This is a genomic window from Janthinobacterium sp. GL_088, assembly GCF_057837845.1.
Genome location: NZ_CM174453.1, coordinates 5146906 through 5171776, shown reverse-complemented (window position 1 = coordinate 5171776; position 24871 = coordinate 5146906). Strand labels below are relative to the sequence as shown.

The window sequence follows — 24871 nt, the reverse complement described above, 5'->3', positions numbered from 1 at the left end:
GATATGGATTATATCCATGGAATCGGACCATGCGAAAATGGCGGTCTTGAATAATGGAGTACGCCGCATGCAAGTGAAACACTATCTGTTACCCGTGATCGCCGTGCTGATCTGGGCCATCAATACCATCGTCAGCAAGATGGCTGTCGGCGTGATCGATCCGGCCGCCATCTCGTTCTACCGCTGGCTGCTGGCCGGCGTGCTGCTGGCGCTCGTGTTTGGCCGCGCCGTGTGGAAGCAGCGGGCCGTGGTGAAACCGTATTTGGGCAAATTGTTTGTGCTGGGCATGTTGGGCATGGTCATGTACCAGTGCCTCGCCTACATCGCCGCGCAAACGACGACGGCTACCAATATGGGCATCCTGGCGTCCATGATGCCGCTGCTGGCCGTGGGCCTATCCGTATTGTTGTTGAAAGAAGCGCCCACCGTGGGCGGCGTGTTTGGCGGCCTCGTGTCGCTGCTGGGACTTGGCTACTTGCTGAGCCATGGCGACCCGGCCGCTTTGCTCGCCCATGGCGCGGCCGTGGGCGATGCCCTGATGCTGCTGGCGTGCCTGTCGTATGCGGGCTATGGCGTGCTGCTCAAGCGCTGGAAGATTCCCCTGAATAACTGGCACTCGCTGCTGATCCAGGTCTGGTGCGCCGTGCCCGTGCTGTTCGTGTATTACCTGAGCCAGTCCGCGCCGCCCGTCACCAGCGCCGGCTTGCCGCTGGTGCTGTTTGCCGGCATTCCCGCGTCCATCATCGCGCCGTTCCTGTGGATGCACGGCCTGGCCAAGCTGGGGCCCAGCCGCGCGACGACCTTGATGAATCTGCTGCCCGTGTTCACGGTGATCATCGCCATGCTGTTCCTCGGTGAAACTTTGCACAGCTATGACGTGATCGGCGGCGGCGTGACCCTGCTGGGCGTGGTGATGGTGCAATATCTGAAACGTCCGCTGCGCCGCGCCAGCGCCTAGTGCTATGCTGGTGTTTTGAACAAGGAGCCATCATGCCGGACATTGATACCCTGTTGAGCGAACTGGAAGCATTTGGCAGCAGCAACGATGCGGCGCATGCGGAGCGGGCCAGCCGCATGCTCAACATCACGCGCGACACGGGCGAGCTGCTGGCCGTGATGGTGCACGCGCGCGGTGCGCGGCGGGTGCTGGAAATCGGCACCTCGAACGGCTATTCCACCCTGTGGCTGGCGCGCGCCGTGCAGGCGCTGGGCGGCAAAGTGGTGACGGTGGAAAAGGCGCAGGACAAGTTCGACATGGCGCATGCCAACTTTGTACGCGCGCAATTGCAGGGCGTAATCGGCCAGCTGCTGGCGGACGCGGGCGACGTGCTGCGCGATGCGGCGGACGGCGCCTACGATTTCATCTTCCTTGATTCCGCGCGCCAGCAATACGCGCAATGGTGGCCGCAGCTGGACCGCGTGCTGGCGGCCGGCGGCGTGCTGGTGGTCGACAACGCCAGTTCGCACTACGCGGACATGGCCGGTTTTATCGAGGCCATCCGCGCCGACAGCCGCTACACGACGTGCCTGGCCACCGTCGGCAAGGGCGAATTCATCGCCGTCAAGGCAGGCAACTAGTTATTCAGCAACGATAGCCGCTTCCAGCACGCGCACCAAGGATTCGACGCCTTGCGCGTCGACTTCGTCGAAGCGGCCGATCAGGGGGCTGTCGAGGTCGAACACGCCGATGATCTGGTCGTGCGCAAACACGGGCACCACCAGTTCCGAGCGGGAATTGACGTCGCAGGCGATGTGGCCAGGAAACGCGTGCACATCGTGCACGACGATGGACTTGCCTTCGACCACCGTGGTGCCGCACACGCCGCGGCCCTTCTTGATGCGGATACAGGCCGGTTTGCCTTGGAACGGCCCCAGCACCAGTTCCTCGCCTTTCATGAAATAAAAGCCGGCCCAGTTGAGGCCCGGCATCGTATTGAAGACCAGCGAACTGAAGTTGGCCGTATTGGCGATGAAATCGGTCTCGCCTGACAGCAAGCCTTGCAGCTGCGAGCGCAAGTCCGCATACATGGCTTGCTTGGCTTCTGGGGTATCGGTGCCGTAGGCGGCGTCGCTGATGGTAAACGTCATGGTCGTGGTGGCGCGCAAAATGGGGAAGGCGTTATGGTAGCGCGTCTGGCCTGTCCGCGTGCGGCGTTCACTTTTGCAGATGTTCCACCGCCAGCTGGCGCAGCAGGGGCAGGGCTGCATGGCCGTGATCTTCCCGCCAGGCAAGGCCGATGCCGGCCGCCAATTCCTTTCCCTCCACCAATGGCCGGTAGGCCACGCCAGCCAGGCGCAACGCGCGGAAGGAGTCGGCCAGCAGGGCCATGCCCTTGCCGGCCGCCACATCGCCGAGCAGCACATGATGGTCGGGCGCTTCGCGCAGGAAGACGGGGGCGAAGCCATGCCGGCGAAATACTTGCTGGCAATGGTCGAAAAAGGCAGGCTGGCGCGCCCGTTCGAACCAGTAGACGGATTCCTGGGCGATATCGGCCAAGCTGAGCTTGCGCTTTTTCGCCAGCCGGTGCCCGGCGGGCAGGGCCAGCATCATGGGCTGGCGCGCCAGCGGCTGCACGGCCAGTTCGAACGTGGCGCTGGGTAGCGCGAGCAGGGCCGCATCGAGCTGGCCCTTGCGCACGGCCGCGACCAGGCGCGGCGAGGGAGCGGACGTCAGTTCCAGGCGCACATCGTGTAGCTGCTCTTCCAGCGCCGCCAGCAGCGGGCGGAACAGGCCGGCCGCCACGGAACTTGTCAAGCCCAGGCGCAGGCGCGCGGGCGCGCTGTCTTGCCGCAGCGACGCTTGCGCCATCTCCAGCAAATCGAGGATGTGCAAGGCCTGTGGCAGCAGGGTGCGTCCCGCTTGCGTCAAGGCCACGCCCTGCGTGTCGCGCTCGAAAAGGCGCGCGCCCAGCCGCTCTTCCAGCACCTTGATGGCGCGCGACAGGGGCGGCTGGGTCATGTGCAACTGCTCCGCCGCCTGGCGGAAATTCAGGCAGCGGGCGACGGCGCAAAACAGTGTCAGGGCATGGGTATCGAGGACTCTCATACCAGAAAGGTATCACGAAATCGCGCATTCCCCCGCCAGCCGGCGCGGCCTAGACTGGCCGCATTGACATCAACGATTGAGGGAGATCAACATGCAACAACGACGGATCGGCAATAGCGGCTTGACCAGCTCGGCACTGGGCCTGGGCTGCATGGGCATGTCGGAATTTTATGGCGCCACGGACGAGGCGCAGTCCTTGGCCACCCTGGAAGCGGCGCTGGCGGCGGGCGTGACCCTGTTCGACACGGCCGATGCCTACGGTTTCGGCCACAACGAGCAATTGCTGGGACGTTTCCTGGCGCGCCATCGCGGCCAGGCCCTGGTCGCCACCAAATGCGGCTTGGCGCGCGAGGCGGGCAGCTATGCGCGCCGCGTCGACAATTCCCCCGCCACCATCCGCCAGGCGTGCGACGCGTCGCTGGCGCGCCTGGGCGTGGAGAGCATCGACCTGTTCTATCTGCACCGCCTGAACCTGGAGACGCCACTGGAAGAATCGATGGGCGCGCTGGCGCAACTGCGGCAAGAGGGAAAGATCCGCGCCGTCGGTCTGTGCGAAGTGAGCGCCGCCACCTTGCGGCGCGCGGCGGCGATCTGCCCCGTGGAGGCCGTACAGAGTGAATACTCGCTGTGGACGCGCGAGCCGGAGCAGGGGGTGCTGACCGCCTGCCGCGACGTGGGCGCCAGTTTCTTTGCCTACAGCCCGCTGGGGCGCGGTTTCCTGACGGGCGCCATTGCCGATGCGGCCAGTCTCGACGCGGGCGACTTTCGCCAGTTCAATCCCCGCTTCGCTACCGATAACCTGGCGCGCAACCAGGCCATCGTCGCGCAGGTCAGGGATATTGCGCGCGCAAAAGGCTGCACGCCGGCCCAGCTGGCGCTGGCCTGGCTGCTGGCGCAAGGCGACGACGTCATTCCCATCCCCGGCACCAAGCGCATTGCGTATCTGCACGACAACCTCGGCGCGCTGACCGTGCGGCTGGACGGTGCCGAACTGGCGGCGATGAACGCGGCCTTTCCCTTGGGCATGGCGGCGGGCGCGCGTTATACGGAGGAGGGCATGAAGGGCTTGGATGCCTGAAAAAAGACGCGTGAGTGTACGCCAGCGTACCTAACTGAAGCTTTTCCTGCGGGATAATCGGCGACGATCTGCTAGCATTTGGCCGTGACTACGCGGTGCGTATTGCACCGCGTTCAATGGTCAGGTATCCGATGAGGTGGATGTTGTTAGAGGACGATATTTTCGATATAGAACTGAAATTGTTGCTTGAGGGAATCTTATTGAGATATCAGCACGATTTCCGCGATTATTCGGTGGCGTCGCTGCGCCGGCGCATGCGCCAGGCCATGGAGCGCTTCGGCTGCGCCAGCCTGTCGCAATTGCAGGACCGCATCTTGCACGAGCCAGCCATGTTCGCGCAGATGTTGCAGTTTTTCACGGTGCAAGTGAGCGAGATGTTCCGCGATCCCGCCTATTTCCGCGCCTTGCGCGAAAAAGTCGTGCCCATCCTGCATACCTATCCTTCCATCAAGATCTGGGTGGCGGGCTGCAGCAGCGGCGAAGAAGTGTGGTCGCTGGCCATCTTGCTGGAAGAGGAAGGCTTGCTTGAACGCAGCATGATTTACGCGACGGACATCAACGTGGAAGCGCTGGCCGCCGCCGAAGCGGGCATCTATCCAGTCGAGCGCATCGCCCAGTTCAGCGAGAATTACCAGTTGGCGGGCGGCAAGCGTTCGCTGTCCGACTACTACACGGCCGCCTACAAGGGCGCCATCTTTGAGCGGCGCTTGCGGCGCCAGTTTGTCTTCGCCGACCACAGCCTGGCGACGGACAGCGTGTTTTCGGAGGTGCACATGGTTTCCTGCCGTAACGTCATGATTTACTTCAATAAAGACTTGCAAGATCGCAGCCTGGGCCTGTTCCACGAAGCGCTGGTGAACCGGGGCTTCCTGGGCCTGGGCATGAAGGAAAGCCTGCATTTCAGCCGCCATGCGGCCAGCTTCAACGAGCTGAGCCCGGCTGAACGCATCTTCCAGCGTGCCTGACATGCTGCCGACCTGCGACGTGGCGCCGCCGCCTGCCGGCCTGCGCCTGATCGCCATCGGCGCCTCGGCTGGCGGCGTGGAAGCGCTGGGCATCGTGCTGCGCGCCTTGCCCGCCACCTGCCGCGCCGCCGTGGTGGTGGTGCTGCACCTGGCGCCGGGCCGCTCGAGCCAGTTGCCGCATCTGTATGCGGCACGCTGCGCGCTGCCCTTGCGCGAAGCGCAGGACAAGGAGCCCTTGCAGGGGGGCACCGTGTATTTCGCGCCACCTGATTACCACCTGCAAGTCGAACCCGATGGCTGTTTTTCCCTGTCGCAGGAAGCACCCGTGTATTTTTCGCGCCCGTCCATCGATGTCTTGCTGGAAACAGCAGCGTACGCCTACCGGCGCGCCATGCTGGCCATTATCCTGACAGGTGCCTCGGCCGATGGCGCGGCGGGCCTGGCGCGCGTGCGGCAGCTGGGAGGCGGTGCTTGGGTGCAAGATCCGCAGCGGGCCAGTTGTGGCATCATGCCGGCCGCCGCGCTCAAGCGGGCCGGCGCCGACCGCGTGCTCGATTTGCCGCAGATGGCTGCCAGCCTGGCATTGCTCGGCGATGACGAACACAAGTGAATGGGAATAGTGCAGTGCGTGTAATATATGTGAGAATTGAAACAATGTTTATGTCCATATCGAAACACGATGGCATCTTGCCGTTGCGATGCCTGAAGACTGATCCGTGACCGCCCCTATCCATATTCTCGTCGTTGACGACATCGCGCAAAACCTGGTCGCCGCCGAAGCCGTGCTGGCACGGCCCGGTATTGTCATCCTGAAGGCAAGCTCGGGCGCGCAAGCGCTGGAATTGCTGTTGACGCACGAGGTCGCAGTGGCCCTGATCGACGTGCAAATGCCCCAGATGGATGGTTTTGAACTGGCCGAGCTGATACGCGGCAGCGAACGCACGCGCAGCATTCCCCTGATTTTCCTCACGGCGGCGTCGCGCGAACCGAGCTACAGTTTCCGTGGCTACGAGGCGGGCGCCGTCGATTTTTTGTACAAGCCCATCGACGTGAAGGCCTTGCAAAGCAAGGTCGCCGTGCTGGTCCAGTTGTACCAGCAGAAACGCGAATTGTCGGCTCAGCTCGACGAGCTCAAGCATGCCCTGCACCTGAATGAACTGTTCACGGCCGTGCTGGGCCACGACTTGCGCACGCCCCTGTCGGTGGTGATGAACGGTGCCATGCTGTTGCCGATGATGAGCGACCACCCGAAGGTGATCGTCACGGCGCAGCGTATCGAAAGCAGCGCCAAGCGCATGGCGCGCATGGTCGACCAGTTGCTGGACCTGGCGCGCATCCGTTCCGGCACGATGGAGTTGCGCAGCAGCACGCACGACTACCTGGCACTGGCGCGCGCCATCGTCGAGGAATTCGAGACGGCTGGCCAGGTCCCGCGGGTCGAAGTCAGCAGTGTGGGCGAGCTGCGCGGGCAATGCGATGCGGGCTTGCTGTCGCAAGTCATCTCGAATCTGTTATGCAATGCTCTCACGCATGGCGAGGCGGGCACGCCGGTGCAGCTGGCCCTCGATGGGCGTGCTGCGGACAGCATTGAGTTGCGCATCGCCAATCGCGGCGTCATCCCCGCCGCCCTGCTGCCGACCCTGTTCGAGCCGTTCCAGCAGGCAGGCGAAAAGCGCAGGACGGGGCAGGGTCTGGGGCTGGGCCTGTACACGGTGAATATGTTCGTCAAGGCCCACGGCGGCACGGTCGAGCTCAGTTCGACGGCCACGCAGGGCACGCTGGCGACCGTGCGCATCCCGCGCCAGTGCCAGGTGCGCGTGCAAGCGGGACTGGCCACATGAGCGCGCCAGCCTGGCCGCGCGGCGGCGGCCGCATGGGCGAGCTGGTGCGCCAGCGCGACTGGTCCGCCACCAGCCTGGGCGCCCTCGATGGCTGGCCGGCCAATTTGCGCACCAGCGTCGACATCGTCCTCAATTCGCCGATGGCGATGGTGCTGATGTGGGGGCCGCAGCACGTGATGATTTACAACGACGACTACATCCAGATCGCCGGGGCGCGCCATCCGGCGGCGCTGGGCGCTACGGTGCCGGCCGTCTGGCCCGAAATCTGGGACTGGAACGCGCGCATCCTCGAAGCGGGATTGCGCGGCGAGACCCAGGTGCACCGCGAATGCTGTCTGCCGCTGTTGCGCGACGGACAGCGCGCGGATGTCTGTTTCGACCTGTATTACGCTCCCGTGCATGGCGCCGGCGGCCAGGTGGATGGCGTGCTGTGCACGGCGCTGGAATTGACGGCGCGCATGGAGGAGGGGCGTCAGCTGAAGCTGGCCACGGCCGAACTGGGCGAACTCAACACCACCTTGCAAGCCGAGAGCGAGGCCGTGCGCGCGGCCAACCGCCGCCTGGGCGAGGAACGCGCGCTGTTGCGTGCCCTGTTCCAGCAGGCGCCCAGCTTCATGGCCATGCTGCGCGGACCGCGGCACGTGTTCGAATTGGCGAATGAGCATTATCTGCGCCTGGTAGGGCACCGCGATCTGCTGGGCAAGACAGTCGAAGTAGCCTTGCCCGAAGTTAAGGAACAAGGCTTCATCGCGCTGCTGGATCAGGTCTACCGCACGGGCGAACCTTACGAGGGGCGGCAGGTCAAAGTGGATTTGCAGACGGCGGATGGGCAGACGGGCCAGCGCCAGATCGATTTCGTCTACCAGCCCATCAAGGATGACGAGGGCGTGGTCACGGGCATCCTCGTCGAAGGCATCGACGTTACCGAGCGCATGGAAGGCGAGGAGCGTTTGCGCCTGGCCCAGCAGGCCGGTGGCATTGGCACCTTCGAATGGTTCCCCGAGACGGGCGCGATGCTGGTATCGCCCACCTTCCGCCGCCTGTGGGGCATTGCCGACGAGGTGGAGGTGACGGAACGCCTGCTGGTGAGCCTGGTCGATGCGCGCGACCAGCAAAAGGTCGGGCCGAGCAAGCTGGACCTGACGCCCAATCCCCTCGAATACGTGGAATACCGCATCCGCCGTCCCGCCGATGGCGCGCTGCGGTGGATCGCGCGCCAGGGCGAGGTGGTGGCGGGCCGCGTACCGGGCCAGCGCCGCTACGTGGGCGTGTCGTTCGACGTGACGGAGCGGCGCCAGATCGAGGATGAACTCAACGCCAGCCAGGAGCGCATGGCCGCCATTTTCGGCCAGGCTTCGGTGGGCTTGTCCGAGCTGGGCCTCGATGGCCGTTTCCAGCGCGTCAATGGCGCCCTGTGCCGCATGCTGGGGCGTTCCGCCGAAGAATTGCTGAGCCTGAACATGAACGACATCATGCATCCGGCGGATGTGCCCGGCAACGGCGTGCTGTTCCAGCGCCTGGTGGAAACGGGCGAGTCGTTCTCGCTGGAAAAACGCTACCTGAAGCCCGATGGCTCGCAAGTGTGGGTGTCGAGCAATGTCAGTCGCCTGGTCGATGAGCAGGGTCATACGCGTTCCTTGATCGCTGTCAAGACGGACATCACGGACCGGCGCCGCGTGGAAAAAGCGCTGCATGAATTGAACGAAACGCTGGAACACCGGGTCGAACAGGAAGTCAACGAGCGCACCAAGGCCGAGGACGCCTTGCGCCAGGCGCAAAAGATGGAAGCCGTGGGCCAGCTGACGGGTGGCATCGCGCACGATTTTAATAATGTGCTGCAAATCATTTCCGGTAATTTGCATTTGTTGCAGCACCTGGCGGGCACGGATGGCCTCATGCGCCAGCGCCTGGACACGGCGATCGCTGCCGTCGAGCGGGGCGCCAAGCTGTCGTCGCACCTGCTGGCGTTTGCGCGGCGCCAGCCGCTGCAACCGGTGGTGGCCGACCTGGCGCGCGTGGTGCGCAACATGGATGCGCTGCTGCGGCGCGCCCTGGGTGAAGCGATCGACATCGTGCTGGTGGGCGGCGGCGGACTGTGGAATACCCTGGTCGACCGCAGCCAGATCGAGAACGTCATCCTCAACCTGGCCATCAATGCGCGCGATGCCATGGATGGCGTGGGCAAGCTGACCATCGAGCTGGGCAACGTCGTGCTCGACGAACAGTATGTGCACAACCTGGTCGACGTGCCGGCCGGGCAGTACGTGATGCTGTCGGTGACCGATACGGGCCGTGGCATGAGCGGCCCCGTGCTGCAGCGGGCCTTCGAGCCGTTCTTCACGACCAAGCCGGAAGGCGCGGGCACGGGCCTGGGCTTGTCGATGGCGTACGGCTTTGTCACGCAAAGCCGCGGCCATATCCGCATCTACAGTGAACCTGGCGTGGGCACGGGAGTCAAAATCTATTTGCCCCGTTCCCTGATGGCGGAAGCGGACGAGGAACTGGAATTGAGCGGCGTCGTCACGGGCGGCACGGAAACCGTGCTGGTGGTGGAAGATGACGTGGGCGTGCGCACCACTGTGGTCGATATGCTCGGTGCGCTCGGTTACCAGGTGCTCAAGGCCGAGGATGGCGAAAGCGCGCTGGCCGTGCTGCACAGCGGTGCGCAGATAGACTTGCTGTTTACGGACGTGATCATGCCCGGTCCCGTCAGCAGCACGGAGATGGCGCGTCAGGCGCGCGAATTGCAGCCTGATATCGCCGTCTTGTTTACTTCGGGCTACGCACAGGATGTCATCGTGCACGAAGGCAGGCTCGACGCGGGCGTGGAATTGCTCAGCAAGCCATACCGGCGCGAAGAGCTGGCGCGCAAGCTGCGCCATGTGCTGGCCAACCGTCAGCAACAAATGCGTGCGCGCCAGTTTGAACGGTCCGGTGCGCCGGTGGCCGGCACGCTGGCAAGCGGCAGCACGGCGGCCAGCCTGTTGGGGGGCGGCACGCCGGGGCTGGACTTGACGGGGCATGCGCCAGAACCGCAGGGGGACATGCCGACATCCATGAAGATACTCGTGGTGGAAGACAATCTCGATTCCCAGCTGATGGTATGCGAACTGGTGGGCATGCTGGGCCACACGGTGAGCGGCGTGTCCGATGGCGAGGCGGCGTGGGAATTGCTCAACGAGCAAGACTTCGATATCCTGTTTACGGATGTCAGCCTGCCCGGCATGTCCGGCATCGCGCTGGCGCGCATGGTGCTGCGCGAGAAACCGGACATGCGCATCATCTTTTCCACCGGCTATGGCAAGGAATCGATGGATGAGCTGGGCTTTTCCGCCAGCGTCTTGCGCAAGCCCTATGATTTGATGGAGTTGCAAGCGGCACTCGACCAACCCTGACGGGCATGCGCCGGCACGGCTTGCCTGTCTCACCCGCAGAGGTAAGACATGACCCCTGAACTGACGATGCTGGCTTGTACTTTGGTGCTGGCGCTGGTGCAAATCCTGCTGCCCGCGCTGTTTCGCACGCGCGAGACAGGCACGGCCTATAACGTGAGCGCGCGCGACGGCGACGGGCCGCCCGTCGGCAAGATCACGGGCCGCTTGCGGCGGGCCCAGGCGAACCTGTTCGAAACCCTGCCCCTGTTCGCCGCCGCCGTGCTGATTGCCCACGTGACGGCGCAGGAAAGCGCGCTGACACTGTACGGTGCCGCCCTGTACCTGGCCGCGCGCGTGCTGTATTTACCGCTGTACGCGTTCGGCGTGCCCGTCGTGCGTACGCTCGTGTGGTGCGTGTCGATTGCCGGCTTGCTGATGCTGTTCTGGGCCATCCTCTTTACTTCCTGAAGTCCTACGCCGGCTGTGGCGCCCGTCCTATGGCGGTGCGCCAGGCCCGGCCGTAAAGTAACTGCACCTTGGCGCAGGGGCGCCGGCAGTGTTACTTTCGGGACGGCAATAATGCATGCTTCAGTGTACAAGTCTGGTCGACACATCCAGCGCCTGCTGCGCACGGTCTTTGGCGTGGCGCGGCTGCGCACGGGCCAGCAGGAAGTCATCGACAGCGTGCTGGCCGGGCGCGACACCCTGGCCATCATGCCCACCGGCAGCGGCAAGTCGCTGTGCTACCAGCTGCCTGCCGCCCTGTTGCCGGGTGCCACTCTGGTCGTGTCGCCGCTGATTTCGCTGATGAAAGACCAGCTGGAAAAGCTGCACGAACTGGGCATCACGGCCGTGCAGCTCAACAGCAGCCTGTCGCGCGCGGAAGAGGATGAGGCCATCGCCCGTATCGGCCAGGGCGGCAGGCTCATCATCTTTTGCACGCCGGAACGCCTGGCGACGCCCGAGTTCCTGTCGCTGCTGGCCAGCGCGCCGCCCAGCCTGGTCGTCATCGATGAAGCCCATTGCATTTCCCAGTGGGGCCACGACTTCCGGCCCGCCTACCTGGACATCGCGGCCGCCTTGCGCGCGCTGGGCCGTCCGCCCGTGCTGGCGCTGACGGCCACGGCCACCGGGGAAGTGATAGACGATATCGACACGCAGCTGGAAGCGCGCAAGCTGCAGGTCATCAATACCGGCATCTACCGCGCCAATTTACGCTACCGCGTGATCCAGGTGACGAATGCCGCAGAAAAACAGGATACCGCCTTGCGCCTGCTGCGCGAGACACCAGGCGTGGGCATCGTGTATGCGGCCACCGTCAAGGCCGTCGAGGACCTGGCGGCGCGGCTGGAGGAACTGGGCGAGAGCGTCACGTGCTACCACGGCAAGCTGGCGGCGCGCGAGCGCAAGCACAACCAGGATTTGTTCATGAATGGCGAACGCCGCATCATGGTGGCCACCAACGCCTTCGGCATGGGCATCGACAAGCCCGACACGCGCTTCGTCATCCACTTGCAGGTGCCTGCCAACCTGGAAGCGTACTACCAGGAATCGGGCCGGGCGGGACGCGACGGCTTGCCCGCCGATTGCACCTTGCTGTATTTCCAGGAAGACAAGCGGGTGCAGCAGTTTTTCCTGGCCAAGCACTATCCCACGGAAGGTGAACTGGCTGCCATCATTGCGGTAGCGCAAGAATTGCCAGCCACGTTTGCTTTCGCTGCACTGGCGTCCAGCCTGCCCGAGTTTTCCGACGGCCACTTGAAGGTATGCCTGAAACTGTTGAAAGACGGCAAGCTGCTGCGCCAGGACCGCAAGCTGGGCTACCGCTTGACAGCGCCGTCGGCCGCCGCGCCCCCGTATGCGCAACTGGCGCAAATCTATGTCGACAAGCAGGAGCGCGACAAACAGGCGCTCGAGCAGATGGTGGCGTATGCGCAAAGTGGCCTGTGCCGCTGGAAACCGCTGCTCGATTACTTTGGCGATGCCGGCGATTTCGAGCGCTGCTGCAGCTGCGACAATTGCCAGTCGCCGCCCGCGCTGGCAGCGCCCATCACCCTGGTCGAGTTGCCGCCGGCGCCTGGCCAAGTACCTGCGCCGGCGCCGGTACCCCAGATCGCCGTCGGCAGCCGCGTGCGCGTGCCCCGCTACCAGATTGGCACCGTGCTGTCCGTGGCGGGCGACCAGGTCACCATTGCCTTTCCGGAAGACACCACGCGTACCTTCATGGCGGAATTCGTCGTGCCCGCATGAAGCCATGGTGCGCTGTCGAACAGTGATCTGGCGCAAGCGCGCTAGAATCAGCCCATTCCAACGCGCTTTTTTAACGCAGGGAGCAGGGCATGGCAGACATGGTTGTGGTGCGCAAGGAAGGCTTGTATTGTGTGCCGGGTCAGTTCTACATCGACCCGTGGCGCCCCGTCGAGCGCGCCATCATCACGCACGCGCACGCCGACCATGCGCGTGTCGGGCACCGGCATTATTTGTGCGCCGCTGCCGGCGAGCAAGTGTTGCGCGCGCGCCTGGGCGCCGTTTCCATCCAGGGCCTCGCGTATGGCGACAGCATCGAACACCACGGCGTGCACGTGTCGCTGCATCCGGCCGGCCATGTGCTGGGTTCGGCGCAGGTGCGCATGCAGCACGGTGGCGAAGTGTGGGTGGCGTCCGGCGACTACAAGCTGCAGCCCGACCCCACCTGCGCACCGTTCGAGCCCGTGCGCTGCGATACTTTTATTACGGAATCGACCTTCGGCCTGCCCATCTACCGCTGGCAGGCGCCGCAGGACGTTGTTGACGACATCAATCAGTGGTGGCGCAGGAATGCGGCCGAAGGGCGCACCAGCGTGTTGTTCTGCTATGCCTTCGGCAAGGCGCAGCGCATCCTGGCGGGACTCGACGCCACCATCGGCCCCATTATCTGTCATGGCGCGGCGCAGGCCTTGACGCAGGTCTACCGCGAGTCCGGCGTGGCCTTGCCCGCCACCGTGATGGTGGGCGACGTCACGGACAAGGCGGCCCTGAAGACGGCGATGGTGATCGCGCCGCCGTCGGCCGCCGGCTCGCCGTGGATGAAGCGTTTCGGCGACTACAGCGATGCGTTCGCCAGCGGCTGGATGCTGCTGCGCGGCGCGCGCCGGCGGCGTGGCGTGGACCGGGGTTTTGTGCTGTCCGACCATGCCGACTGGCCCGGCCTGATGCAAGCCATCCAGGCCACGCAGGCTGAACGCATCATCGTCACGCATGGCTCGATTCCCGTGATGGTGCGCTGGCTGCAGCAGAACGGCTGGCAGGCGGGCGGCTTCGAGACGGAATATGGCGACGACGAGGCGGAAGACAGCGTAGTTGCACAGCAGGAGGCAGCGCCCCATGCGTGACTTTGCCCGGCTGTACGCGGAACTCGATGAAACCACGTCCACCAGTCGCAAGCTGGCGGCCCTGCAAGCCTATTTTCGCGGCGCTTCGCCCGAGAATGCGGCCTGGGCCGTGTATTTCCTGGCCGGCGGCAAGCCGCGCCAGGCCGTGCCCACCAAGTTGCTGCGCGAGTACGCGACCGAGCGGGCGGGCCTGGACGCCTGGCTGTTCGACGAGGCCTATCACGCCGTGGGCGACCTGGCCGAAACCATCGCCCTGATCCTGCCCGCGCCCGCCAGACGCAGCGACATCGGCCTGGCCGAGTGGGTCGAGCAGCGCATCGCACCGTTGCGCGGCGCGGCGCCCCACACCATCCGCGCCGACTTGCTGGCCTACTGGGACGAGCTGGAAACGCGCGAACGTTTTTTGTTGATCAAACTGATCGGCGGCGGCTTTCGCGTGGGCGTGTCAAAACTGCTGGTGACGCGCGCGCTGGCCTCCATCGCCGCCGTCGACAGCAAGCTGATCGCCCAGCGCCTGATGGGCTGGACGGATGGCAAGGTCAGCCCCACGGGCGCGGGCTTTCTCAAACTGATCGCCGCGCAGTCGGAGGGAGAACATGCGCTGCGCGGCGGCCAGCCGTATCCGTTTTTCCTCGCGCACCCCTTGCAGACGGGGCCGGAGACGCTCGGTGACATCGGCGGCTGGCTGGCCGAATGGAAATACGACGGCATGCGCGCCCAGCTGCTGCGCCGCGAGGGCGTGAACTGGCTGTGGTCGCGCGGCGAGGAATTGATCACGGAGCGCTTTCCCGAACTGGCGCAACTGGCCTTGCCCGAGGGGACCGTGCTCGATGGGGAAATCCTCGTCTGGCAGCCGGGCGACGTGCCGGCGCCATTTGCCGATTTGCAACAACGCATGGGCCGCAAGAGCGTGTCGCCCAAGCTGCTGGCCGGGTTGCCCGCCGTGCTGGTGGCCTACGATGTGCTGGAAATGGATGGCGTCGATGTCCGCCAGCTGCCCCAGCTGGAACGCCGCGTGCTGCTGGAAAGCGTGGTGGCCCAGGTAAATGCTCCCGCGCTGCGTCTGTCGCCGCGCATCGAGGCGGCAAGCTGGGATGCGCTGGCGGCCATCCGCAGCGAATCGCGGGCGCGCGGCGTGGAAGGCTTGATGCTCAAGGCCGTGTCAGCCGCGTATGGCGTGGGCCGCACGAAAGACGTGGGCACGTGGTGGAAATGGAAGATCGACCCGTATGCCGTCGACGCCGTGCTGATCTACGCCCAGGCGGGCCACGGCCGGCGCGCGTCGCTGTACACGGATTACACGTTCGCCGTCTGGGATGAGGAGGGTGGTGAAGGTGGCGGGGAACGCAAGCTGGTGCCGTTCGCCAAGGCGTATTCGGGCTTGACGGATGCCGAGATCGCGCAAGTGGACGCCGCCATCCGCAAGACGACGATAGAAAAATTCGGCCCCGTGCGCAGCGTGCAGCCGACCATGGTGTTCGAAATCGGCTTCGAAGGCATCGCCGCGTCCAGCCGCCACAAGGCGGGCATCGCCGTGCGCTTTCCCCGCATCCTGCGCCGGCGTGACGACAAGGCCATCGCCGAGGCGGATACGCTGGCCACCCTGAAGGCCATGCTGGCCCAGGCCACATGAGCAAAAGCGCGCTGGCGCAGCGCATCGACGCGTGGTTTGCCGCACGCGACTGGTCCGTGTTCCCGTTCCAGCGCGCCGTCTGGCGCACCGCCGCCCAAGGGCAATCCGGTCTGCTGCATGCCAGCACGGGTTCCGGCAAGACGTATGCCGTCTGGTTTGGCGCCTTGCTGCGCGCCGAGCGGCTGGCGCGCAAAGGTAAAAAACAGGGCTTGCGCGTGTTGTGGATCACGCCCATGCGGGCGCTGGCGGCCGACACCGTGCGCGCCCTGCAAGGCTCTAGCGCCGACCTCGCTCCCGGCTGGCGCATCGAGGCGCGCACCGGAGATACCAGCGCCGCGCAGCGGGCGCGGCAGGCGAAAGCCTGGCCCGACGTGCTGGTGACCACGCCGGAAAGTCTGTCATTGATGCTGAGCCAGGCGGATGCCCGGGAACGTTTCAGCCTGCTGGAAACCGTGATCGTTGACGAGTGGCATGAATTGATGGGCAGCAAGCGCGGCGTGCAGGTGCAGTTGGCGCTGGCCCGCTTGCGCCGCTGGAATGACGCATTGATGACGTGGGGCCTGTCGGCCACCCTGGGCAATCTGCGGCAGGCGCAGGATGTCTTGCTGGGCGAGGAAAACGCCGGCGTGCTGGTGGAAGGGAAAATTAAAAAACGCATCCTCGTCGACAGTTTGATCCCCGTCAACCCTACGCGCTTTCCCTGGGGTGGCCACCTGGGCATCCAGATGCTGCAACCGTTGATCGCCGAAATCGAGGGCAGCGACACCACCCTGGTGTTTACGAATACGCGGTCGCAGGCCGAGCTGTGGTACCAGCATCTGCTCGATGCGCGCCCCGACTGGGCGGGACTGATCGCCCTGCACCACGGTTCGCTGGACCGCGAAGTGCGCGAGTGGGTCGAACAGCACTTGAAATCGGGTGAGCTGAAAGCCGTCGTGTGCACTTCCAGCCTGGACCTGGGCGTCGATTTCCTGCCCGTCGAACGGGTCTTGCAGGTGGGCAGCGCGAAAGGCATCGCGCGCCTGGTGCAACGGGCCGGGCGCAGCGGCCACGCGCCGGGGCGCATCTCGCGCGTCACGCTGGTGCCCACCAACAGCCTGGAATTGCTGGAAGCGGCTGCTGCCCGCACTGCCCTGGCGCAGGGCCAGCTGGAAGCGCGGCCCGTGCCGGACAAGCCGCTCGACGTGCTGGTGCAGCACCTGGTGACGATCGCCCTGGGCGGCGGTTTCCAGTCGGGCCCATTGTATGAGGAAGTGCGCGCGGCCTGGTCCTACCGCGACCTGACCCTGGACGAATGGCAATGGGCGCTCGACTTCGTCGCGCGCGGCGGGCAAAGCCTCACCGTGTATCCGGAATACCGGCGCGTGCTGCCCGATGAGGCGGGCGTGTATCGCGTGCCGGATGTGGCCCTGGCGCGGCGCCACCGCATGAGCATCGGCACCATCGTCTCGGAGGCGGCGATCCAGGTCAAGTTCCTCGGTGGCGCGCGCATCGGCAGCATCGAGGAATCGTTCATCGCGCGCCTGAAGCAGGGCGACCATTTTTTGTTTGGCGGGCGCATCCTGGAATTCGTGCGCGTGCACGAGATGACGGCCTACGTGCGGCGCGCCACGGGCAGCCGCGGCGCAGTGCCGCGCTGGCAGGGTGGCAAGATGCCCCTGTCGTCGGAACTGGCGCATGCCGTGCTGGACCAGTTGCAGCTGGCGCAAGATGGGAAGGCCAGCGGGCCGGAAATGCGCGCGCTGGCGCCGCTGCTGGCCATCCAGCAGGCATGGTCCAGCCTGCCCACGCGCGCGACCTTGCTGCTGGAAACCCTGTCCAGCCGCGAAGGCCATCATTTGTTCGTGTATCCGTTTGCGGGACGCTCCGTACACCTGGGTCTGGCGTCCCTGGTGGCCTACCGCATCGCGCGCGTGCAGCCGGCGACCTTGTCGATCGCCGTCAACGATTACGGCTTTGAATTGCTGGGCGCGGACGATGTCGATTTTGCGCCGCTGTTGACGGCCGCCAGCGGCGCCGGTATTGCCCTGTTCAGCACGGACAACTTGCTGGAAGACGTGCTGGCCAGCCTGAACGCGACGGAATTGTCGCAGCGGCGCTTCCGCGAAATTGCCCGCATCGCCGGCCTCGTGTTCCAGGGCTATCCGGGCCAGCCGAAAAGCGCGCGCCAGTTGCAGGCTTCGTCTTCGCTGTTTTTCGAGGTGTTCCGCAAGCACGATGCGGCCAATTTGCTGCTCACGCAGGCGCAGCGCGAAGTGCTGGAACAGGAACTGGAACTGACGCGCTTGCGCGCCACCTTGCGCGAGCTGCATGGACGGCGCATTTCCCTGCAGCCGTTGGCGCGGGCGTCGCCCTTTGCCTTCGGTCTGATGGTCGAGCGCTTCCGCGAACAGCTGACGACGGAAAAATTGTCGGACCGGGTGGCGCGGCTGGTCAGCGCGCTGGAAAAGGCGGCCGCATGAGCGGGCCGCAGCAAGCGCACTGCGTGGTGGAGCTGGCCGGCGAGATGCTATGGCTGCTGGCGCACAAGGCCGTGTATTGGCCCGCGCGCAGGATGCTGGTCATCGCCGACATTCATTTCGGCAAGGCGGCCGCGTTCCGCGCACTGGGCGTGCCCGTGCCGCGCGGCACCACCACGCAAAACCTGCTGGCGCTCGACGCCTTGCTGGCCAGTTACGCCTGCGGGGAAATCGTTTTTCTCGGCGATTTCTTGCACGCGCGCGCCGCGCATGCGCCCGCCACCGTGGCCGCCATGCTGGCCTGGCGCGCGCGCCATCCGGACGTGCGTCTGACGGTGGTGCGCGGCAACCACGATGCGCATGCGGGCGATCCGGCCGCCGCGCTGGGGATACGCATGGTCGATGAACCGCACCAGGTGGGCAAGCTGACGTTCTGCCATCACCCGGATACCGTCGCGCCCGGCTATGTACTGGCCGGTCACGTGCATCCCGTGTTTCACTTGCGCGCAGCAGGGACGGGACGATATGGAGGCGGCTTGCGCCTGCCGTGTTTCCTGCTGGGCCAGCAGCGCGCCATCTTGCCTTCGTTTGGCGCGTTCACGGGCGGCCATGCGGTGCGGCCCGCCGTTGGCGAGCGCGTGTATGTGACGGCGGACGCGGCAATTTTCCCGCTGCCTGCTAACTGCTGAGTGTCTGGTACTTTTGGTGGAAAACTGAAAGTAACTGCGCCACCGTGGGCGGGACTCATCCTACATGCGCTCTTGCCATCCTCCTATTTCTTGTGCCCCATGTGCGCACTAAGATGACGGTTCCCTTGCCATGCGAGGGGGAAGAATTGCATGGTTTGCATTGTTTTTTGCATTGTTTCTGATTCCATCGATTAAGGAGATCATCATGGCCACATCGAGCGACAATAAACAGCAAGGTAGTAAAACCAGTAGCAGCAGCAGTAGCAGCGGCGGCAACAAGCAAAGCGATACCAGCAAACGGGGTTTCGCTTCCATGGATCCCGCCCAGCAGCGTGAAATCGCCAGCGAAGGCGGACGTGCTGCGCATGAAAAGGGCACTGCGCATGAATTCACGTCGGAAGAGGCACGCCGCGCAGGCAGCCAAAGCCACAAGAACGATGCCAGCCGGCAAAGCGCCACCAGCTCCAGCGGTACGCGCGACAATGCCAGCATGAACCAGGATGGCAACCGCGACAGTGGCAACAAGCAAAGCGGCGGTGCGGGTTCCAGCTCGGGCTCCTCGGGTTCGCGCAACAAGTCGTAGCAAGTCGTCATGAGCAGTAGGAAGTGAGCATGGCCAGCGGCAGGTACGCCGTTGGCCATGGTCGCATCTGTCCGGTCGCCGCAAAATTTTGATGCAATGCAGCAGGCATGGACTATGATGAAATAGCTGCGCCAGCAAGGTGCAATCACCGTGCAATCGCCTCGCAGTCAACTTGTATTGATGATCAGGGAGAAGATTATGGGCAACTCGAATACGCCGCAACCGGGCAATAGCCAAGGCGGCACGCCATCTACGGCGGGCAGCAAGCAAAGCACGGCCGACTCGGCCGAAAACTTTGTGCTGGTCGATAGCGAGCAAGGCCTCGATATTGGCGACGATCTGTTTTCCATCGGCGAAGTGCGGCGCGCCGACCGCTTGCCCCATCACCAGTCCGGTTCCTCCGGGCAGAGCCGGCAGAGTGCCGACGATGCGCCAGACACCACGGGCAGTACGGGCGTCTGAACTTTCCTTCCTGACTGTCTGATCATCCCCGCAAGGCCAGCCGTCAGGCGTGTTTGCACACGCCGACTGGCCCGCATGCGCGCGGGTAAATCAGGAAGGCTCCGCTACAGGTCGACCCGTCCATGTTCGCCCAGGTCCTTCGGCGGCTCGCCCGTAATGGCGGCCCTGGCCATCTCATAGAATTGCATCATCTTGCTGGCGCTGCTATCCCAGTACTCGGCCGACTGGATCGTCACCTTGATCAGCGACAGCTTCGGATCGTCGAGTCCGCCCGGGAACCAGGCTTTTACGAGCGGGTTCCACAATTCCTCCGCCTTGGCGCGGTCCTTCAGCAGCTGCGCGTGGCCGCAGACGGACACATACAGGCTGTCGCCCGTGTCGACAAAGCTGACATTGATTTGCGGATTGTTCAGCAAATCGCGCGTGTAGGCGGCTTCATCCGAGACAAAGAACCAGATGTGCCCATCGCTGTCGACCTGCTGCTGCGTCAACGGCCGGCTGGTGAGGGTGCGCATGTCATCGCTGGTGGTCAGCATGCCGAATTTGACGTCCTTGATTTTGGCCGCGATGCTGGCCAGTTGTTCGCTGGAATACGCTTGCATGGGGTGCTCCCTTGATGGTTGTCCTGAACAAGAGCATAGGCGGGCGCGGCAGTCGGCTCTGTACGGCAGCTTACGTAGTGGCGTCGGCCTGTCTGCCTCGCGCCATGTTTCAAAGCTGTTACAAAACGCTGGCCCGACGGGGCGCCCCATGTATTGACTTAATAAATGATAATCATTATCATTTGTTTGAAAATTAGGCATGAACTTTGATTGAAGGATGGGAATGAAGCACACTGACTTGTCGCGCCACCTGGCCCGCTCCTTGCCGGGAGCGCTCGATGGGTAATGCGGGCGCCGCAGACAAGGCCAAGAACAACGCCAGCCGCGCCGTCTGGCTGAAGAATTTGCATCAATGGCACTGGATCAGCTCGGCACTCTGCCTGCTGGGCATGTTTCTTTTCGCCATTACCGGCATCACCCTGAACCACGCCGGCCAGATCGAAGCCAAGCCGTCCATCACGCGGCAGAAGGCAGAATTGCCGGCACCCCTCGTCACGCAACTGGCCGCCTATGCCGCCAAGCACGATGGCGCCAACGCACCGATGCCGGCCGCCGCCGAAGCCTGGCTCAAGCAGCAGTGGTCGCTCAACGCGGGCGGCCGTCCCGCCGAATGGTCGATCGACGAAGTGTATTTACCGCTGCCCAAGGCGGGCGGCGACGCCTGGGTGCGCATCGGCCTGGAAGACGGGGCCGCCGAATATGAATTGACGGACCGGGGTTGGGTGTCCTGGCTCAACGATGTCCACAAGGGCCGTAACACGGGCGTGGCCTGGAGCTGGTTCATCGACATTTTTGCCGGCGCCTGCATCGTGTTTTGCCTGACGGGTTTGTTGATTTTGAAATTCCACGCGGTCAACCGGCCATTTACCTGGCCGATGGTTGGCCTCGGTATCTTGATACCTTGCGCGATCGCCTTGTTGTTTATCCATTGATCGTTTTTATTTTTCCTTTTTACAGGCACACCATGAAATTACGCTACTCCCTGGCGCTTGGCCTTCCCCTGATCGGTACGTCGGCGATGGCGGCCGACCTGGCCCTCAAGATTGAAATCCCGCAACTGAACGTAGCGGAATACCACCGTCCCTACGTGGCGGCGTGGCTGGAAACGGCGGACCAGAAGGTGGTTGGCAACCTGACGGTGTTGTATGACGTGAAAAAGAAAGACAAGGCGGGCGAGAAGTGGCTGAAGGACATGCGCCAGTGGTGGCGCAAGAGCGGCCGCGACCTGGCCATGCCGGTTGACGGCGTCAGCGGCGCCACGCGTGCGCCGGGTGAACACACCCTGACGTTCCCAGGCGCCAAGGCCTTGCTCGACAAGCTGCCCGCCGGCGAATATCAGGTGGTGGTGGAAGCGGCGCGCGAAGCGGGTGGACGCGAACTGGTGCGCGTGCCGTTCCAGTGGCCGCTGAAGTCGGCCCAGTCCGTGCCTGCCAAAGGCAAGGAAGAACTCGGCAATGTCGTCGTCCAACTCAAACCATAAGGCGCACACCATGTTCAAGCAATTCAATAAACCCCTGATCGCCCTGGCCCTGGCCGGCCTGGCCATGAACGCCCACGCCCACCGCGGTTGGATGGTGCCATCGAGCACGATGGTGGAAAGCAAGGACGCCTGGGTGACGGTGGATGCCGCCGTCTCCGACGGCCTGTTCGAGATCGACCACCAGCCGCTGCGCCTGGACGCGCTGCAAGTCATCGGTCCGGACGGCGCCAAAGTTACGCCGGCGAACACAGTCACGGGCCGCTTGCGCAGCGTCTTCGACGTCAAAATGGAAAAGCCGGGCACGTACAAGGCGGCCATCGTGTCGCAAAACGTGATGGGCAGCTACAAGCTCAACGGCGAGCAGAAGCGTTTCCGCGGCAACGAAGAGACGTTCAAGAAGGAAGTGCCGGCCGATGCGCAAGAGCTGAAAATCACGCGCACGGCAGCGCGCCTGGAAACCTTCTTCAGCAATGGCGAAACCAGCACGGAAGTGTTCAAGCCGACCGGCGTGGGCCTGGAATTCGTGCCGGTGACGCACCCGAACGACTTGCGCGCGGGCGAGAAAGCCACGTGGCGCTTCCTGGTCGATGGCAAGCCGGCGGCGAACCAGGCCTTCAGCCTGGTGCCAGGCGGCGTGCGCTACCGTGGCGTGCTCGGTGAAATCCGCCAGAGCACGGATGCCAAGGGCGAGATCACGTTTACGGTGCCAGCGGCCGGCATGTATTACCTGAGCAGCACCTGGCCAGCGGCCGCCCCGGCCGTGGCCGGCCAGCCGCCGGTGATGCCCGAGCGCCGCATGACGTACGCGGCCACCGTGGAAGTGCTGCCGCAGTAAGCGGCGGCCTGTTCACAAGGTTTCCGATGCGCCGGGTCCTGCTGCCGCAGCATATTTCCGATCAGATCGCGCCGCCCGGCGCCGCGATCCGGGACTTGCGCGGCCTGACCATGGGCACCAGCTGGTCGGTGCGCCTGCTGGAGTCCGCCATGCCGGGACGCGCGGGCAGCGCCGACTTGCAGCAGGGCTTGCAGCAGCAGCTGGATCTTGTTGTAGCGCAAATGAGCCATTGGAGTGACGAGTCCGACCTGGGCCGCTTCAACCGGGCCGAACCCGGCAGCTGGCATAGCTTGCCTGCCGCGTTTTGCGAGGTGCTGGGCTTTGCCATGCACGTGTCGCAAGCGTCCGGAGGCGCGTATGACCCGTGCGCCGGCGCCCTCGTCAACCTGTGGGGCTTCGGCCCCCGCAACCGCTACGATGAGCCGGGTTTCCTGCCGCCGAAAGACGATACCGTGGCGTTGCTGCTGTCGCAGCGCCAGCGCCGCCGCCTGGAACTCGATTTGCCGGCCCGCCGCGCGCGCCAGCCGGGCGGCTTGCAGCTCGATTTGTCCGCCGTGGCCAAGGGCTATGGCGTGGATCGCCTGGCTCGCTACCTAGACAGTCAGGGCATTCAGCATTACCTGGTCGAAGTGGGCGGCGAGCTGCGCGGCGCCGGCAGCAAGCCCGACGGCCAGCCGTGGTGGGTGACGCTGGAACAGGTCGATGGCGCTGCCGATAGTGCCGGTCATGCACAGCATCCGCCGGAAATGCTGCTGGCGCTGCACGGCCTGTCCGTGGCGACGTCGGGCGACTACCGGCGTTTCTTCCAGGATGGCTCAGCGCGTTTCTCACACACCATCGATCCGCGCAGCGGCATGCCGATCGCCAATCAACTCGCTTCCGTCACCGTCGTGCATGCCGAATGCATGGCGGCCGATGCCTGGTCGACGGCCCTGACCGTGCTGGGTGTCGAGGCCGGCATGGCCCTGGCCGAAGAGCAGGGCCTGGCTGCGCGCTTCCTGCAGCGCGACGGCGATGGCTACCATGAAACGCTGAGCAGCCACATGCTGGCCATGCTCGACGAATGAACGATTAATTCCATGATTTTTACGCACGATACGACGCGGCTGGCCTTGCTGGCCGCCCTGTCCCTCAGTTATGCGGGCGTGTGCCTGGCGCCCTGGCTGCGCGCGCGCGCCAAGCGCCGCGCGTCCGACGCCGCCAGGGCGGCGCTGGCAAACAGTCCCGCCTGGCTGGTGGCGTATGCGAGCCAGACGGGCAATGCCGAGGAACTGGCCACGCAAACGGCACAGAGCCTGCAACTGGCCGGCATCCCCGTGCGCCTGTGCGCGCTGGCCGAACTCACGGCCCTTGATCTGCAACAAGCGGAACGGGCCTTGTTCCTGGTCAGCACGTATGGCGAAGGCGATGCGCCCGACAATGCGGCGGCCTTCATGGGCCGCCTGATGACGGGTGAGCTGGCGCTGCCGCAATTGCATTACGCCGTGCTGGCCCTGGGCGACCGCAGCTATGGCCAGTTCTGCGGCTTCGGCCGCGCGCTCGACGCCTGGCTGGCCGCGCAGGGTGCGTCGCGCCTGTTCCAGCGCATCGAAGTCGACCGCAGTGCCAGCGCCGCCATCGAGCAATGGTTCCAGCACCTGAGCCACCTGGCCGGCACCAGCGACGCGCCCGACTGGAGCGCCCCCGCCTTTGGCGACTGGCGTCTGACGCAAAGGCAGTTGCTGAATCCTGGCAGCGCCGGCGGCGCCATTTATCACGTGGAACTGGCGCCCGTGGCGGGCAGCTTGCCTGACTGGCAATCGGGCGACCTGGTGCAGGTGACGGCACCCGCCGACCCGTCGCAGCCGCGCGAATACTCGATCGCCTCGATCCCGCGCGATGGCGGTGTGCATCTGCTGGTACGCCAGCATGCGCATCCCGATGGCAGTCTGGGCCTGGCCTCTGGCTGGCTCACGGCGCAAGCCAAGGTGGGCGACGTGGTGCAGCTGCGCTTGCGCCAGCACAAACGCTTCCGCCTGGAAGACAATGCCCAGCGGCCATTGATTTTGATCGGCAACGGCAGCGGCATCGCCGGCTTGCGCGGGCATTTGAAAAGCCGCGTGCTGGCAGGGCAGCGGCGCAACTGGCTGATCTTTGGCGAGCGTAACGCGGCCCACGATTTCCATTATCGCGAAGAAATTGAGCGCTGGCACGCCAGTGGCGACTTGCCGCGCCTGGACCTGGCGTTTTCGCGCGACCAGGCAGAGCGGACCTACGTGCAGGACCGCCTGCGCGGCAATGCCGACGAGGTGAAACTGTGGCTGGAACAGGGCGCGGCCATCTATATTTGCGGCAGCCTGGCCGGCATGGCGGGCGGTGTCGACCAGGCCCTGCAGGAAATCCTGGGGCGTCCCGCGCTCGACGCGCTGGCGGCCGAAGGGCGCTACCGGCGCGACGTCTACTGAGTTTTTGAC

At 64.7% G+C, this 24871-nt stretch carries 23 protein-coding genes; 20 read left to right on the top strand and 3 right to left on the bottom strand.

What is annotated here, in order from left to right:
• Positions 1 to 67: 67 nt before the first annotated feature.
• Both AC3IQ7_RS23050 and AC3IQ7_RS23045 read left to right on the top strand, forming a co-directional pair.
• Complete coding sequence (locus AC3IQ7_RS23050; protein WP_489207418.1) at positions 68 to 958, top strand: DMT family transporter; 891 nt, start codon at positions 68 to 70, stop codon at positions 956 to 958.
• A 32-nt stretch (positions 959 to 990) separates the two neighbouring features.
• Positions 991 to 1578, top strand: a complete 588-nt coding sequence (locus AC3IQ7_RS23045) for an O-methyltransferase (RefSeq protein ID WP_489207417.1) — start codon at positions 991 to 993, stop codon at positions 1576 to 1578.
• On the opposite strand, the gene AC3IQ7_RS23040 is transcribed toward AC3IQ7_RS23045, so the two are convergent.
• On the bottom strand, positions 1579 to 2088 hold the full coding sequence (locus AC3IQ7_RS23040) for a GAF domain-containing protein (protein ID WP_489207416.1): 510 nt from the start codon (positions 2086 to 2088) through the stop codon (positions 1579 to 1581).
• A 67-nt stretch (positions 2089 to 2155) separates the two neighbouring features.
• On the bottom strand, positions 2156 to 3046 hold the full coding sequence (locus tag AC3IQ7_RS23035; RefSeq protein ID WP_489207415.1) for a LysR family transcriptional regulator: 891 nt from the start codon (positions 3044 to 3046) through the stop codon (positions 2156 to 2158).
• Between the two features lie 91 nt (positions 3047 to 3137).
• Between AC3IQ7_RS23035 and AC3IQ7_RS23030 the strand changes: the two genes are divergently transcribed.
• The 13 genes from AC3IQ7_RS23030 to AC3IQ7_RS22970 all read left to right on the top strand — a co-directional run bounded on the left by AC3IQ7_RS23030 (position 3138) and on the right by AC3IQ7_RS22970 (position 19501).
• Positions 3138 to 4124 (top strand): aldo/keto reductase, encoded by a 987-nt coding sequence (locus AC3IQ7_RS23030; RefSeq protein ID WP_489207414.1) that lies wholly within the window; start codon positions 3138 to 3140, stop codon positions 4122 to 4124.
• 131 nt (positions 4125 to 4255) lie between these two features.
• On the top strand, positions 4256 to 5089 hold the full coding sequence (locus AC3IQ7_RS23025; RefSeq protein WP_489207413.1) for a CheR family methyltransferase: 834 nt from the start codon (positions 4256 to 4258) through the stop codon (positions 5087 to 5089).
• A gap of 1 nt (position 5090) precedes the next feature.
• Complete coding sequence (locus AC3IQ7_RS23020) at positions 5091 to 5699, top strand: chemotaxis protein CheB (protein ID WP_489207412.1); 609 nt, start codon at positions 5091 to 5093, stop codon at positions 5697 to 5699.
• Between the two features lie 106 nt (positions 5700 to 5805).
• Positions 5806 to 6930, top strand: coding sequence for a hybrid sensor histidine kinase/response regulator (locus AC3IQ7_RS23015; RefSeq protein WP_099379122.1), 1125 nt, complete (start codon positions 5806 to 5808; stop codon positions 6928 to 6930).
• On the top strand, positions 6927 to 10325 hold the full coding sequence (locus AC3IQ7_RS23010; RefSeq protein WP_489207411.1) for a hybrid sensor histidine kinase/response regulator: 3399 nt from the start codon (positions 6927 to 6929) through the stop codon (positions 10323 to 10325). The genes AC3IQ7_RS23015 and AC3IQ7_RS23010 overlap by 4 nt, the downstream gene beginning before the upstream one ends.
• Before the next feature lie 48 nt (positions 10326 to 10373).
• The gene (locus AC3IQ7_RS23005) at positions 10374 to 10772 is read left to right on the top strand and encodes an MAPEG family protein (protein WP_099379124.1); all 399 of its coding nucleotides are present in this window, start codon (positions 10374 to 10376) and stop codon (positions 10770 to 10772) included.
• A 111-nt stretch (positions 10773 to 10883) separates the two neighbouring features.
• A complete protein-coding gene (locus AC3IQ7_RS23000) occupies positions 10884 to 12554 on the top strand; it encodes a RecQ family ATP-dependent DNA helicase (protein ID WP_489207410.1) in 1671 nt (556 codons plus the stop codon).
• 89 nt (positions 12555 to 12643) lie between these two features.
• Entirely contained in the window at positions 12644 to 13675 is a 1032-nt protein-coding gene (locus AC3IQ7_RS22995; protein WP_489207409.1) for a ligase-associated DNA damage response exonuclease, read from the top strand.
• The gene (locus AC3IQ7_RS22990) at positions 13668 to 15308 is read left to right on the top strand and encodes an ATP-dependent DNA ligase (RefSeq protein ID WP_489207408.1); all 1641 of its coding nucleotides are present in this window, start codon (positions 13668 to 13670) and stop codon (positions 15306 to 15308) included. Before AC3IQ7_RS22995 ends, AC3IQ7_RS22990 begins: the two co-directional genes overlap by 8 nt.
• Positions 15305 to 17770, top strand: a complete 2466-nt coding sequence (locus tag AC3IQ7_RS22985; RefSeq protein ID WP_489207407.1) for a ligase-associated DNA damage response DEXH box helicase — start codon at positions 15305 to 15307, stop codon at positions 17768 to 17770. Before AC3IQ7_RS22990 ends, AC3IQ7_RS22985 begins: the two co-directional genes overlap by 4 nt.
• Entirely contained in the window at positions 17767 to 18456 is a 690-nt protein-coding gene (gene pdeM / locus AC3IQ7_RS22980; protein WP_489207406.1) for a ligase-associated DNA damage response endonuclease PdeM, read from the top strand. The genes AC3IQ7_RS22985 and pdeM overlap by 4 nt, the downstream gene beginning before the upstream one ends.
• Positions 18457 to 18661: 205 nt before the next feature.
• Complete coding sequence (locus tag AC3IQ7_RS22975) at positions 18662 to 19039, top strand: KGG domain-containing protein (protein ID WP_322428435.1); 378 nt, start codon at positions 18662 to 18664, stop codon at positions 19037 to 19039.
• A gap of 198 nt (positions 19040 to 19237) precedes the next feature.
• Positions 19238 to 19501 carry a hypothetical protein gene (locus AC3IQ7_RS22970; RefSeq protein ID WP_099379130.1) on the top strand — a complete coding sequence of 88 codons (264 nt, stop codon included), beginning with the start codon at positions 19238 to 19240 and terminating at the stop codon, positions 19499 to 19501.
• 104 nt (positions 19502 to 19605) lie between these two features.
• Here AC3IQ7_RS22970 and AC3IQ7_RS22965 read toward each other — a convergent pair whose 3' ends face one another.
• Complete coding sequence (locus AC3IQ7_RS22965; protein ID WP_489207405.1) at positions 19606 to 20103, bottom strand: pyridoxamine 5'-phosphate oxidase family protein; 498 nt, start codon at positions 20101 to 20103, stop codon at positions 19606 to 19608.
• A gap of 278 nt (positions 20104 to 20381) precedes the next feature.
• Between AC3IQ7_RS22965 and AC3IQ7_RS22960 the strand changes: the two genes are divergently transcribed.
• From AC3IQ7_RS22960 to AC3IQ7_RS22940, 5 genes are read left to right on the top strand one after another with little or no spacing between them, the layout of a single operon-like run.
• A complete protein-coding gene (locus tag AC3IQ7_RS22960) occupies positions 20382 to 21035 on the top strand; it encodes a PepSY-associated TM helix domain-containing protein (protein ID WP_099379132.1) in 654 nt (217 codons plus the stop codon).
• Between the two features lie 32 nt (positions 21036 to 21067).
• On the top strand, positions 21068 to 21583 hold the full coding sequence (locus AC3IQ7_RS22955) for a DUF2271 domain-containing protein (protein ID WP_034783417.1): 516 nt from the start codon (positions 21068 to 21070) through the stop codon (positions 21581 to 21583).
• Positions 21584 to 21593: 10 nt separating this feature from the next.
• Complete coding sequence (locus AC3IQ7_RS22950) at positions 21594 to 22418, top strand: DUF4198 domain-containing protein (protein WP_099379134.1); 825 nt, start codon at positions 21594 to 21596, stop codon at positions 22416 to 22418.
• 26 nt (positions 22419 to 22444) lie between these two features.
• Positions 22445 to 23485, top strand: a complete 1041-nt coding sequence (locus tag AC3IQ7_RS22945) for an FAD:protein FMN transferase (protein WP_489207404.1) — start codon at positions 22445 to 22447, stop codon at positions 23483 to 23485.
• A 12-nt stretch (positions 23486 to 23497) separates the two neighbouring features.
• Positions 23498 to 24862, top strand: coding sequence for a sulfite reductase subunit alpha (locus tag AC3IQ7_RS22940; RefSeq protein ID WP_489207403.1), 1365 nt, complete (start codon positions 23498 to 23500; stop codon positions 24860 to 24862).
• Positions 24863 to 24871 lie beyond the last annotated feature (9 nt).